The organism is Shewanella loihica PV-4, from assembly GCF_000016065.1.
Classification (GTDB): Bacteria; Pseudomonadota; Gammaproteobacteria; order Enterobacterales; family Shewanellaceae; genus Shewanella; species Shewanella loihica.
In genome coordinates this window covers 1,000,115-1,012,870 of sequence record NC_009092.1, presented here as the reverse complement: position 1 = coordinate 1,012,870, position 12,756 = coordinate 1,000,115, and the positions used below count along the sequence as shown (strand labels likewise).

At 55.9% G+C, this 12,756-nt stretch carries 10 protein-coding genes and 1 pseudogene; 4 read left to right on the top strand and 7 right to left on the bottom strand.

Annotated features, from left to right (window positions below; genetic code table 11):
- Window positions 1-142 precede the first annotated feature (142 nt).
- A complete protein-coding gene (locus SHEW_RS21020; RefSeq protein ID WP_011864696.1) occupies window positions 143-1,456 on the top strand; it encodes a methyl-accepting chemotaxis protein in 1,314 nt (437 codons plus the stop codon).
- Between the two features lie 114 nt (window positions 1,457-1,570).
- Here SHEW_RS21020 and SHEW_RS04575 read toward each other — a convergent pair whose 3' ends face one another.
- Together SHEW_RS04575 and SHEW_RS04570 are read right to left on the bottom strand one after the other, a co-directional pair.
- Window positions 1,571-2,707: an HlyD family secretion protein gene (locus SHEW_RS04575; protein ID WP_011864695.1), complete on the bottom strand. Its 1,137-nt coding sequence runs from the start codon at window positions 2,705-2,707 to the stop codon at window positions 1,571-1,573.
- A 1-nt stretch (window position 2,708) separates the two neighbouring features.
- A complete protein-coding gene (locus tag SHEW_RS04570) occupies window positions 2,709-3,098 on the bottom strand; it encodes a DUF3302 domain-containing protein (protein ID WP_011864694.1) in 390 nt (129 codons plus the stop codon).
- Between the two features lie 267 nt (window positions 3,099-3,365).
- Here SHEW_RS04570 and purT point away from each other — a divergent pair.
- Window positions 3,366-4,543: pseudogene (gene purT / locus SHEW_RS04565) on the top strand (formate-dependent phosphoribosylglycinamide formyltransferase).
- A gap of 117 nt (window positions 4,544-4,660) precedes the next feature.
- Here the strand turns inward: purT and SHEW_RS04560 are convergent.
- Genes SHEW_RS04560 through SHEW_RS04540 form a run of 5 tightly spaced genes read right to left on the bottom strand, consistent with a single transcriptional unit; the run spans window position 4,661 to window position 8,846 of the window.
- Window positions 4,661-5,614, bottom strand: a complete 954-nt coding sequence (locus tag SHEW_RS04560) for a D-2-hydroxyacid dehydrogenase (protein WP_011864693.1) — start codon at window positions 5,612-5,614, stop codon at window positions 4,661-4,663.
- Window positions 5,615-5,634: 20 nt separating this feature from the next.
- Complete coding sequence (locus SHEW_RS04555; RefSeq protein WP_011864692.1) at window positions 5,635-6,264, bottom strand: outer membrane beta-barrel protein; 630 nt, start codon at window positions 6,262-6,264, stop codon at window positions 5,635-5,637.
- A 22-nt stretch (window positions 6,265-6,286) separates the two neighbouring features.
- Window positions 6,287-7,063 carry a co-chaperone DjlA gene (djlA, locus tag SHEW_RS04550; RefSeq protein WP_011864691.1) on the bottom strand — a complete coding sequence of 259 codons (777 nt, stop codon included), beginning with the start codon at window positions 7,061-7,063 and terminating at the stop codon, window positions 6,287-6,289.
- Window positions 7,060-7,809, bottom strand: a complete 750-nt coding sequence (gene murU / locus SHEW_RS04545; protein ID WP_011864690.1) for an N-acetylmuramate alpha-1-phosphate uridylyltransferase MurU — start codon at window positions 7,807-7,809, stop codon at window positions 7,060-7,062. The genes djlA and murU overlap by 4 nt, the downstream gene beginning before the upstream one ends.
- Window positions 7,809-8,846 (bottom strand): aminoglycoside phosphotransferase family protein, encoded by a 1,038-nt coding sequence (locus SHEW_RS04540; RefSeq protein ID WP_011864689.1) that lies wholly within the window; start codon window positions 8,844-8,846, stop codon window positions 7,809-7,811. The genes murU and SHEW_RS04540 overlap by 1 nt, the downstream gene beginning before the upstream one ends.
- A 156-nt stretch (window positions 8,847-9,002) precedes the next feature.
- On the opposite strand from SHEW_RS04540, the gene lptD reads away from it, so the two are divergent.
- Window positions 9,003-11,324, top strand: coding sequence for an LPS assembly protein LptD (lptD, locus tag SHEW_RS04535; RefSeq protein WP_011864688.1), 2,322 nt, complete (start codon window positions 9,003-9,005; stop codon window positions 11,322-11,324).
- A 126-nt stretch (window positions 11,325-11,450) separates the two neighbouring features.
- On the top strand, window positions 11,451-12,755 hold the full coding sequence (surA, locus tag SHEW_RS04530) for a peptidylprolyl isomerase SurA (RefSeq protein WP_011864687.1): 1,305 nt from the start codon (window positions 11,451-11,453) through the stop codon (window positions 12,753-12,755).
- Window position 12,756: the final 1 nt, after the last annotated feature.

Sequence of the window (12,756 nt, the reverse complement as noted above, 5' to 3'; positions counted from 1 at the left end):
CAGATCGACATGGCAAAATGTCTCTAAGCGTATCAATTCAGGCTATAGTCCTAGGTAATTGGTTGGCAACAAAATAATTATCAGCCCCTTGTCGCCGATTAGTGCCTTGTTAATCTATGTACCGCAACCCAAAGGTGTTCAGATGTTTGGTTTTAATCGAAGAAAAGCGCTAGTCCCACAGGACGAGGATTATCAGGCCCTGTGTGACGATAGTCAGATGCTTAGGGCGATTCGTCAGAGCGCGCCTTTTATCGAGTTCACCATAGAGGGGAAAATATTATCTGCCAATCAGCAATTTCTCTCCGCCATCGGCTATAGACTCGAGGAGATACAGGGCCAGCACCATAGGCTGCTCTGCAGCCCGTCACTAGCCAGCAGCGCCGCCTATCGCACCTTCTGGCAAAACCTCGCCATGGGCGAGGCCAATCACGGCACCTTTCAGCGCCAACACAAGGATGGCTCACCAATCTGGATCGAGGCCACCTATGTGCCGGTTGCCGACGACACGGGGCGCATCACTAAGGTGGTCAAGATCGCCAGCGACGTTACCCAGGAGAAACAGCAGGCAGAGCGGCAAGAAGCTATATTCGATGCCTTAAATAAGTCTCTGGCTTATATCGAGTTTACCCCGCAAGGGGAGATCATCGACGCCAACGCCAACTTTTGTAGCGCCATGGGCTACTCCCTCGAGCAATTAAAGGGGCAACACCACCGCCTCTTCTGCACCGAGGCCTTCATGCGCCAGCACCCCGACTTCTGGGCCGATCTCGCCAAGGGGCGTTTTCAGTCTGGCCTGTTTGAGCGCGTCACCAGACATGGGCAAGCCATCTGGTTAGAAGCCACCTATAACCCGGTATTCGATGATGCAGGACGGGTCGTACGGGTGGTTAAACTGGCCAGCGACATCACCCCGCGCATCATGCATCAACAAGCGGTACAGGAGGCGTCACAACTCGCGCACCAAAGCGCCGTAGAAACCGTAGAGATCACCGGCCAGGGGGCAAGCACCCTGAGCACCGCCACCAGCCTGGCCAATGAGATCGATGGTGCGGTAGCCGATGCCACAAGGCTAATGGGCGAACTGGCGCAGCAGTCACAGCAGATCAGCCAGATAGTGCACACCATCGCCAAGGTAGCGGATCAGACTAACCTGCTGGCGCTCAACGCCGCCATCGAGGCCGCCCGCGCCGGCGAACAGGGACGCGGTTTCGCCGTAGTCGCCGACGAGGTGCGCAACCTCGCCGCCAACACCTCCAATGCCACCCAGGATATCGAGCGCATCGTCGCCCGCAACAGCGAGCTGACCCAAGTGTCTGAGCAGGGGATGCAATCGATTCAGCAGAAGGTCTCCCTCTCCAATCAACAGCTGGCGGCCACCCAGGCGTTGATCGACGAGATCCGCCGCGGGGCGCAGCAGGTAGCAGATACGGTCAATGGCCTGGTCAGCAAAGACTGATCCCTTGCCATTTACATTGAATAGATAGCTAAGCCCAAGAAAACAAAGCACCAGTAAAACAAAAGGCCCACCATGGGGCCTTTTAATGACGATTTATAATCTAGCAACTAATGCTTAGTGGAACAGATAGTTCAACCAACCCTGCATACGCAGCAACACCTTGCGCATTACCGCCACATGGGAGAAGTGCTCGGTATAGACGGCCGCCTGACCCGATACCCCGGCAGGAAAATTACGTTTCGCCTCGTGATCGTCGAGCTCGATCAAGACGATAGCGCGCCCCCTAGGCAGCAGCGCCATGGAAGAGATGAGCGAACCCTGAGACTGAAACTCGCCCTCGGCCATAGCAGGTAGCACCTTGGCCACCCGTCCCTTAAACACCTGACCCGGCGCTGCGTCTAAGATCATCTCGGCTTCATCCCCCTCCTTGAGTCGCAGCAGAGAGTTTTGCCAGAAGGCACCGGCAAAGTAGCGATCCTCATCGGGAATAAAGCTCACCAGGGAGCGCAGCGGCATAGGCACGGCAATCACCCCTGGGCGCAGTGCCATCTGAGTCACTATGCCATCGGCCGGAGCCCGCACCACAGTGTGCTCGAGATCGTACAGCGCCTTGTCCAGCTCGGCCCTAATCCCGGCCACCTTGGTGTTGACGCCATCGACGTTAGATTCATAGGCGAGCCTGACTCTCAACTCCTCGGAACGCGCCGCGGTGAGCTGCGCCTCTGAGGCCATGTAGAGTTGACGCTTGTTATCCAGCTCAAGCTCGGTGAAGGGCGAATTGGCCCCGCCGCGCTTGCGTCCCTTCTCGTAACGCTCGAACGCCGACTTAGTGCGGTCTCTGTCCGCCGTGGCGCGCTCCACACTGGCCTGCGCCGTCTGCCAGGCCGCCTCCAGCTGAGGCACCTCCAGCTCGGCCGCCGCCAGGGCCGCGCGCTTTTGCATCACCACTGCCTCGAAGGGGGCAGGATCGATACGAAATAGCACGTCCCCTTTCTTCAGGGGCACATTGGGTTTCGCCTCGACACTGGTCACCAAGCCGCGCACCGCAGGGTTAATGGGCACGGTCGCAAACACCTGACGGGCATAGGGAGTATAGGGATGGTTGTAGTTCATCAAGAGCACCAGGGCGCCGACGATCACTATGCCGCCGAGAATCGCCGTGGGCACTGTCCATTTGTTTAAGGGTATCTTGAAGATCTTAAAGATGGCGATGCAGATGGCGGTATAGGTCAGAATGAGTAGCAGATCCATCTTATGACTCCTTCTCTTGATCGTTGGACGGCGTCTCGACCACATGCAGGGCCTTTTGTCCGCCTTCGATAGCTGTGAGTCGCTGCTCAAGCTGGGCTATGGTCTGATTGAGCTGTTTCACCTCATCTTCCAGCGCCAGCTCGCGCTCGACCACCTTGTTGAACCCCCAGCCCCTGTCTTCGCGATACAGGGTCGCCCAGATCCACAGAAAGGGCCAGATGGCATGCAGGGTAAACAGGCTCACCCAACCGGCAACATGCAGGGCATCTTGCTGGGGATGATTACGCTTCTTGGCTATCTCATAGGGAATATCGTGGATGACGATCACCCCATAAAACAGGAAAACGGCGACAAAAATGATGACGCCTAACGCAAAGTAATCCAGAAACACGGCTCGCTCCTTACTCTTATTTAATCCATTTAACAGGCGGCGCACCACCCCATTGAGACTGGCGCAAACGAGTAAATCTCGCAACATTACTTTAACTATACTAGTCATAAATTGCTGATATTTCTTTTCTAATTCGCGTCAGAATCTTGATCCAGTACACACTTGTCGGCGCAAAGGGTCTGCTTATTCCTGTGGACGGGGTAAGATGATCGCCAAATAACCTAAGTTGGGCGAACGACCCACTCAAGATAAAAAGGTACCCACACCATGATAGGCACACCCTATTCACGCGGCGCGCTGCGCGCCATGCTGCTTGGCTGCGGCGAACTCGGCAAAGAAGTTGCCATCGAATTACAACGTCTGGGGGTCGAAGTAATTGGCGTCGACCGCTATCCCAACGCCCCAGCGATGCAGGTCAGTCACAGATTTCATGTGATCAACATGCTGGACGGCGAGGCCCTGCGCGCCATCATAGAGCAGGAACAACCTCACCTGGTGATCCCCGAGATCGAAGCCATCGCCACCCAGACTCTGGTTGAGATGGAGGCCCAAGGCCTTAAGGTGATCCCAACGGCCAAGGCCGCCCAGCTCACCATGGATCGCGAGGGCATACGCCGCCTGGCCGCCGAGACGCTGGGGCTGCCCACCTCACCCTATTTCTTCTGTGACACCCAGGCAGAATTTGAGCAAGCGGTCGCCGACATAGGTCTGCCCTGCGTCGTCAAGCCTGTGATGAGCTCGTCGGGTAAAGGCCAGAGCATCATTCGCAGCGAGGAGCAGATCCTCGCGGCATGGCGTTATGCCCAGGAAGGTGGCCGCGCCGGTGGTGGCCGGGTGATCGTCGAAGGCTTCGTGCCCTTCGACTATGAGATCACCCTGCTCACCGTCAGCGCTGTGAATGGCATCCACTTCTGCGACCCCATAGGCCACCGTCAGGAAGATGGTGACTACCGCGAGTCCTGGCAGCCCCAGGCGATGTCTGATGTCGTGCTCGCCAAGGCGCAGGAGATAGGCCGCAAGGTGGTCGAGGCACTGGGTGGCTATGGTCTATTTGGCGTCGAGCTGTTTATCAAGGGAGAGGAGGTTTACTTCTCTGAGGTATCACCTCCCCCCACGATACAGGCCTGGTGACACTCATCAGCCAAGATTTGTCTGAGTTCGCCCTGCATGTGCGCGCCATCTTAGGCCTGCCGATCGCCAACATTGTGCAGCACGGTCCATCGGCCTCGGCGGTGATCCTGGCAGAAGGCAGCAGCCACAACATAGGTTACCAGGGGATGGCACAGGCACTCGTTGAGCCCAACACTCAGCTACGCCTGTTCGGCAAGCCGGATATCGACGGTCGCCGCCGTCTCGGTGTCGCCCTGGCCCGTGGCAATACCATTGATGAGGCGATCTACAAGGCGCTTAACGTGGCTAAACAGGTCGAGGTGATTCTGGATTAATCCACTAAAACCAGCGCCTTGCTGGATTAAACCAGCAAAGCGATGACAAAAAGGGCGCCTCTTCTTCTCATGAATCAGGCGCCCTTTGTCTATCTAGATTTAACGTATTATCAGAGCTTAATTCACCAGGTTCATCGGCTGACCCGCCAGATAGCCCTTGAGGTTATCGACCGCTATCGTCAGCAGTTGCTGGCGTGCCTCCTTGGTCGCCCAGGAATTATGCGGGCTGATGCTGATATGAGGTGCGCTCAGCAGCGGATTGTCAGCCTGTGGCGGCTCGCTAGAGAGCACATCCACCCCGGCGGCGGCAATCTCCCCCTGAGCCAGGGCATTGGCCAAGGCCTGCTCGTCCACCAGACCGCCCCTGGCCGTGTTGATTAAGATGGCGTTTGGCTTCATGGCGCTGAGCCGCTCTCGGTTAATCAACTTCTCGGTATCCGGCGTTAGCGGGCAGTGCAGTGAGATGATATCGGCGCTGGCAAAGAGCGCCTCACGCTCACACCAGCTGACCCCCTCAGGGAGGTCATGCTTAATGGATGGCGTGTTGACCAGCACCCGCATCTGAAACGCCTTCGCAATATTAGCCACCTGCCGACCTATGTCGCCAAACCCCACCAAGCCGAGGGTCTTACCTTTTAGGGATTGTAGCGGCGCCAGGGTAAAGCAGAAATCTGGCGCCTGAGACCAGGCCCCGGCCACCACGGCGTTGTGATGGTCCGACAATCGCTGGGTATGATGAAGAATATGGGCAAACACCATCTGGGCCACCGCATCCGGGCCATAGCCTGGCACATTGGTCACCTTGATCCCAAGCTCGCGGGCGGCATTGAGGTCCACCACGTTGGTGCCAGTGGCGAGCACGCCGATATACTCAAGATCTGGCAGTGCCCTAAGCGCATCGGCGTCGAGCACAGTCTTATTGGTCAGCAGCACCTGGGCCCCCTGAGCGCGATCCAGGAGTTCGGCCGGGGAGGTTCTGTCAAAGCAGTGAAACTCGCCCAGCGCCGCGAGGGGCTGCCAGTCGAGATCGCCAGGGTTGAGGGTGTAACCATCGAGTACCACTATCTTCATTAAGACTGCTCTCTTATGGGTTAAAAGGTGTATTTAAATCCGGCGTTCACTTGGCCCTGCCACATGACATCGGCACGGATATTCCAGATACAGCGGTTGGCATCGCAAAACAGCGCATTGTCGCTGTTGATAAAGGTGGCGTAGCCACGGCCATCGGCAAACAGGCTGAAATTATCGCCGAGCAGGTACTCCACCCCGCCGCCAATTCCCATGGAGAAGCGTGACTCGTCGGAGAAATCCCCCGACGGGCGCATCTGTGTCATGCCGACACTGACGGTAACATAGGGACGCAGGTTGCCCTTGGGGAAATAGAGCGAGCCGCCCAGGTGGACGTAATCCAGCTCAATCTTTGCCAAACGGTTGGGGTTGAACATGCCCGAGGCATGCATATCTGTGCTCTGGTGACTGTAGAGTAGGTAGACATCGCCGGGATCCCGGGTCTTCATCCCCAATATGATGCCGTAGTGGCTCGAATCCTTGATGCTGATGTTACCCTGGGTATTGGTGTCGATATCTGTAGCATCGAGCTCACTGGCGCCGTAGCTATAACCACCGAAGGGAGCGACGAAGATATCCGACTCTGCCCAAACAGACTGGGCCGCCATCCATGCTAAGAGTCCTGTCAATAAGATCAGCCTTGTACGCTTCATCGCCCTCTCCTTTGTTAGATAATCATCTCATGGCGCGGTCTTGCTTTACACTGTCGTAGGCGGCCTGAATATCCTGCGCCTTCTGTTTGGCCAGCTCCATCATCTCGGCGGGTAACCCCTTGGCGACCAGCTTGTCCGGGTGGTGCTCGTTCATCAACTTACGATAGGCGCGCTTCACCTGCTGATCCGAGGCCTGCTCATCCAAACCCAATACCTCGTAGGCATCCTTGATGGAAGTCTGCTGGCGACCATGGCGCTGGAAGTTCACTTCCGCCTGCCAGCGCTTGAGCAGCTCGTCGAGTTGCTCGCGGCTAAAGCCCAGCTCCTGCGCCACGGTTAAGAGTATGGCATGTTCTTTGGCATCTAGCTTGGCATCCGACAGGGCGGTTTGGATCTGGATCTCCAGAAACATCTGCAGCAGCTCCCGCCGCCCCATGGAGATCAACCTGAAGGTGCGCAGCGACGCCTTAAGATCGAAATCGGCGGCCTTGCCCTGGGTAAAGGCCGCCTGGGCCTCGCGGCGGGCATCGCCACTCAGACGCATCTGATCCATCAGCGCCGTCGCCAAGCGAATATCATGTTCTGTCACCTGGCCCGAGGCCTTGGCTACGTGGCCCATCACGGCAAAGGCGGTATTGAAGAACAGCGCCTGACGATCGCTGCCCTTGCCCATCAACTTTTCCACCTCGCCGCGCTTCTTGTCATAGAGGTGGCCAAGCCAGAGGCCTATGAGTCCACCTATGATGCGGCCAAACATGAAACCTATGGCAAAACCGAAAAACTTACCCCAAATCTTCATCTAACAACCTTAGTGTGTGAAAGTGTCGCCCCAGTGTTTGATTGTGCCGCCCTTAACTCGGCGTCCAGTGACTCAAGCCTCTCCAGCGTGCCCACATCGCACCAGAGGTGCGGGTAATGCTCGCCGCCAATAAGCCCTTGCTGCATCTTGGCTCTCAATAGCGGCGCCAGGCCGAAACGGCCATTCGAGGTACCGACGAAGAAACGCGGATGATAGATGGCCATGCCAGAAAAAGTCAGCTTAGGCTCGTCCTCATCATTCACCTTGCCATCCCTCAGGGCAAAATCGCCCTCTGGATGCTGCTTAGGGTTATCCACCAACCAGAGATAAGCCTCCTGCTCGCTCATCAGCTCGGCAATCTTTGCCGTATTGAGTGCGGCATCCAGCGGCAGGCCCTTCACCGTCGGCAAGCTGTCGATATAGACATCGCCATTGAGCACCAGAAAAGGCTCATCCCCAAGCAGAGGCAAGGCCTGCTTGATGCCGCCGCCTGTCTCGAGCGCCTCAGTCTCTGGGCTGTAGCTGATACTCACGCCCCAGGCGCTGCCATCCCCCAGACTGGCCTCGAGCTTGTGGCCCAGCCAGGCGTGGTTGATCACTATCTCTGTGATGCCAAGGGCCGCGAGACGCTCTATGTGATAGACGATGAGCGGCTTGCCCGCGACTTCTGCCAGGGGTTTAGGCAGGGTGTCGGTCAGGGGGCGCAGGCGTTCACCGCGACCGGCGGCGAGTATCATGGCCTTCATCACAGCGCCTCCGTTTCATTTGTCAGCTGCGACAACTTGTCGCTCGTCATCTGCGGCATCACCTCACGCCTTAACCAGGCAACAAACTCGGCAAACTCAGGATATTGCGCCCCTATGTCACATACATAATTCAGGGTCAGGGGAATATCTTTAAGGTAGCCCGGCTTGGCGTCACGATAGTTGAGACGGCAGAAGATCCCCGCCGCCTTGAGGTGGCGCTGCATCCCCATGAGATCGAACCAGCGGCGATACTGGCTCAAGTTCACCTCATCGCCCAGGCGGCCCAGGGCGCGCATCTGCTGATAGTGCCGATTGAGCAGAGGCTCGACCACGTCGAGCGGCCAGCGCACATAGCAGTCGCGCAGCAAGGAGACGGCGTCATAGGTGATGGGACCTAAGACAGCATCTTGAAAATCGATCACCGCCAGCTCGCCATCACATAGCATGAGATTGCGGCTGTGGTAGTCCCTGTGCATGCCTACCTTGGGCTGCTCGGCGACGTTATCGATAAGCAGGTGGAAACATTTATCGATTATCTGCCGGGTCTGGCTGTCGAGGCTCAGCTTAAGATGATGTTCGAGCAGCCACTCGACGAAAATATTCAGCTCACGCAGCACGAAGGCGTCATCATAATCGGGCAAGGGCTGCCCCGCCGCCGAAGTAATGGTCTGTAGCTTATCAAGCAATCCAAGAGCCTTGCCATAATATTGTCCGACATTGTCTAAGGTCAGCACCTCCAGCAGCTGGGTATCGCCGAGATCCGAGAGCAGCAGAAAGCCTTGAGACAGATCGGCGGCCTTAACCTCTGGCGCCAGTATGCCATGGTCGTGATAGGCGTTTGCGAGGGCGATAAAAGGGGCGACGGGCACCAGATCCGGCGGCGAGTCCATGGCGATAAACGTCTGGTTTGAAAACTGGACACGGTAGTAGCGGCGAAAACTGGCGTCACCGGAAATTAAGGCGACTCGCGCCTCATCGCCTAAAGTTCGCGCTATCCATGAATTAAGGGCAAGAAATCTTGGATCTGACAAGGGCACCTCATGGCTCTTAGAAGAAAATTGCTTTATTATAAAGCAAAATAGAAACAGCAATTAAGATGATTCTATCTCTTTTGCTAAGTTGCTTCCCAAGGGGGATGCAACTATTCTCACCGATAACTTGTCTAGACTAAGAAATCACAAAAACGATAAAAGATGCATATCCGTTACTTATTGGCATTGGCGCTACTCCCGCAGCTAGTCTTGGCAGACGAATCGGAAACCACTCCCGCGCCCGGTGCCCAGTGTCTGGTGCTCCCGCCTGTTCCCATTCCTGAGCCCAGCGCAGACGAACGTCCCCTAGATCTGCAGCAGATTAAGATCGTTTCCGACTCATCGGCAGCTAAGATGGGTGACAAGGCCAGTTTCCAGGGAGATGTGACATTCAGCCAGGGCGGACGCCATATCGCCGCCGACAGCGCGGTACTGGATCAGGCTAACGAGCGCCTAGATGCCAACGGCAACCTGGTGTTCCAGGACAATATGTTTACCGTCACGGCCGACTCTCTCAGCGCCGAGATGCGCAGCAACAGCGCCCAACTTAAGGGTGCCCAATATTGGCTCCACGGTCAGCAGATCCACGGCGAAGCGGAAAACCTGGAGATCACCCAGGACAACAACCTGCACCTGTCGAACACCAACTTCACGACCTGTCCGCCGGGCGATAGCTCATGGCTGCTGGAAGCCGAGACCATCAAGATAGACAGCAGCGAAGAGTGGGGCGAGCTTTGGGATGCCAAGCTCAAGATAGGCGATGTGCCCGTCTTCTATCTGCCCTACATGACAATTCCCGTGTCGGAGAAGCGTAAGTCAGGCTTCCTGTTCCCCTATTTCAGCACCAGCACCACCAATGGTGTCGAGGTAGCGACCCCCTACTACTGGAACATAGCGCCAGAGTATGATCTCACCTTTACTCCGCACTATATGTCGGCCCGCGGACTGTTCCTCAAGTCGGAATTTCGCTATCTCGCCGGTGAGGCCCAGCAGGGGCAGCTGAATGTGGAATACCTGAGCAATGACGATCTGGTGCCCAACCGCGCCGACCGTTACCTCTACCACTGGGAGCATCAGGGGGCCATCGCCGACAACTGGCGGGTACTGGCCAACTTTACCGATGTGTCGGACAACAACTACTTCAACGATCTGCCCTCAGACGTGCTGCGCGCCACCGACAACCAGCTCTCTCGCATAGGCGAAATCGCCTATTTCGAAGATAACTGGGACATGTCTGCCAGAGTGCAGGATATCAAGGTATTGGGTGAAGAAGAGTCTCCCTATCAGGTGATGCCGCAGATAGGCTTTAACTATCGCGCCCCAGGTTTCTGGCAAGGCTTGGACTTCAATCTCATGGGAGAAGCCAGCAACTTCCGCCATAAGGAAGATCAATATGCTACCGCCAGCCGTCTGCACTTCGAGCCCAGTGTCTCACTACCGATCCACGGGCCGGCCGGATCGCTGACCAGTGAGCTTAAGCTTCTGCAGACCAACTACTGGCAGGACACCAAGAACTACACTGGCACTCAGCCGCTGGACAGCTCGGTGAGCCGTACCCTGCCCCAGGTGCGTATCCACGGTCAGATAAACTTCGAGCGTTTCACCGACTACTTCGATGCCAACTATCGTCAGACTCTGGAGCCACAGTTCCAGTATCTGTATGTCGGCTATGAGGATCAGTCCAACATCGGCATCTATGACACAGCGCTGCTGCAGGAAGACTACTACGGCCTCTTCAGGGATCGCCGCTTCTCGGGTCTGGACCGTATCGCCGACGCCAACCAGATGACACTGGGTTTAACGACCCGTCTGTTTGACGACCATAACCTCGAGCGCTTCAAGTTCAGCCTGGGTCAGATCTACTACTTCGAGGACAGCAAGGTTGGCATTACAGATCCTTCCCGTCCCAACGAGATCTTTAAGCAGGAAAATACCTCAAACTCAGTGCTGGCAGCAGAGCTCAACACTCAGCTCTACAGCGATTGGTTCTTAAGCGGTGCCATTCAATATGACACCAAAAACAGGAACAACAAGAAGAGTGAGGTCACCCTGGATTTCCGCCCCGGGGTCAACAAGCTGTTGCAGCTCAGCTACCGTTATGTGCCCGATTTAGTTAACAGCAACACCAACGAATCTGTTAATGTGTCGCAAACCGGCTTGCGTACGGCTTGGCCGATCAACGACAACTGGTATATCGTGGGCAACTGGTATTACGATCTCAATGAGAAACGTAGCGTCGAGACCTACACAGGATTTCAATACGAATCTTGTTGCTGGGCGGTGCGCTTAAGTTATCATTACCGCATTAAAACCAACTATGTTGACAACCTGGATCCCACGTTCAACGACAGGGAGCTGTTCGAAAGCGGCTTCTACCTGAACTTTGTGATCAAGGGATTAGGGGGTTCCGGCCCGCTTGGGGTATCGGACATGCTTAACGATGGCCTGTTTAACTATCGCAAGCCGCTCTACCTGAAAAACTAGTTTTGATATTTTAATCGGCTTTGCGCTGAACCTAGATACGGACTTGTAGTCCAATCAGAATAGTCGAATTAGATACTCGGTCGACACCTGTGTCGACCGACCTGAATATGCCAAGGATTTTTGTGGATGAAACCCTGTAAACAACTGATTTTTGCTTTACTTACACTGGCGATGAGCCACGGCGCGATGGCCGAGAACGTACCCCTGGATAGGGTGACGGTTCAGATCAACGAAGGCATAGTGCTGGAAAGCGAAATCGTCAACATGTTGAAGACAGTCAAAGCCAACGCAAAAGCCGCCGGCCAGTCATTACCTTCTGACAAGGCGCTGCGCACTCAGGTGATCGAGCGTCTGATCGTGACCCGTCTGCAACTGCAAATGGCCGACCGCATCGGCCTGCATATCGGTGACCTGCAACTGGACCAGACAATCGAGAACATCGCCAAAGAGCAGAAGATGACTCCTGAGATGATGCGCGAAAAGGTCGAGGCCGAAGGCATGAGCTGGAGCCAGTACCGCGAGCAACTGCGCGAAGAGATCACCTTGGGCGAGATCCAGCGTATTCAGGTACAGCGTCGTATCCAGGTCTCTCCACAGGAGATCAACAGCCTGGTTAAGCTAATCGAAGAGCAAGGGATGCAGCAGGTGGAGTACCAGATCGGTCATATCCTGATCGAGGTGCCCAACAGCCCTAACAGCGAACAACTTGAAGCCGCCAGCAGCCGTGCCAATGCCGTGCTCAAGCGCCTACAAGACAATGCCGACTTCAAACAGACCGCCATCGCCTCCTCTTCTGGCCCTAAGGCGCTGGAAGGCGGTATCTGGGATTACATGAACGTCAATGAGATGCCAACCCTGTTCGCCGAGCTTTTAGTCGGTGCCAAGACGGGTGACATCATAGGCCCTGTGCGCAGCGGCGCCGGTTTCCACATCATCAAGGTGATGGATGCCCGCGGCCTGCAGACCAAAGAAATTGACGAAGTACGTTCACGTCATATACTGATCAAGCCGTCGCCTATCCTGTCGGAAGAGCGCGCCAAGGCGATGCTAGACAAGTTTGCGGCCCAGCTAAGACGCGGCGAAGCCGACTTTGCCACCCTGGCCCGTCAATACAGCGAAGACCCAGGTTCGGCGGCCAAGGGCGGCGAACTGGGCTGGGCAGATCCTACCGTCTACGTACCTGCCTTCGCACAAACATTGGGCGCACTGAAGATCAACGAGATCAGTGAGCCATTCCGTTCTAGCCACGGCTGGCACATAGTGCAGCTGGAGGAGAGACGTAAGACGGATGCGACAGATAAATTTAACACTAATCGGGCGCACCAGCTCATCTTCCGCCGCAAGTTTAATGAAGAATTACAAAACTGGCTGGATGAAATGCGAGCAGAGGCTTACATTGAAGTATTCGATGCCGATTTCAATCGAGGTTAAT

Coding starts and splice junctions, on each gene's coding strand:
- lptD (WP_011864688.1), top strand. CDS start 9,003: ATGCATATCCGTTACTTATTGGCATTGGCGCTACTCCCGCAGCTAGTC.
- SHEW_RS04575 (WP_011864695.1), bottom strand. CDS start 2,707: ATGGATCTGCTACTCATTCTGACCTATACCGCCATCTGCATCGCCATC.
- djlA (WP_011864691.1), bottom strand. CDS start 7,063: ATGAAGATTTGGGGTAAGTTTTTCGGTTTTGCCATAGGTTTCATGTTT.
- murU (WP_011864690.1), bottom strand. CDS start 7,809: ATGAAGGCCATGATACTCGCCGCCGGTCGCGGTGAACGCCTGCGCCCC.
- SHEW_RS04555 (WP_011864692.1), bottom strand. CDS start 6,264: ATGAAGCGTACAAGGCTGATCTTATTGACAGGACTCTTAGCATGGATG.
- SHEW_RS21020 (WP_011864696.1), top strand. CDS start 143: ATGTTTGGTTTTAATCGAAGAAAAGCGCTAGTCCCACAGGACGAGGAT.
- SHEW_RS04560 (WP_011864693.1), bottom strand. CDS start 5,614: ATGAAGATAGTGGTACTCGATGGTTACACCCTCAACCCTGGCGATCTC.
- surA (WP_011864687.1), top strand. CDS start 11,451: ATGAAACCCTGTAAACAACTGATTTTTGCTTTACTTACACTGGCGATG.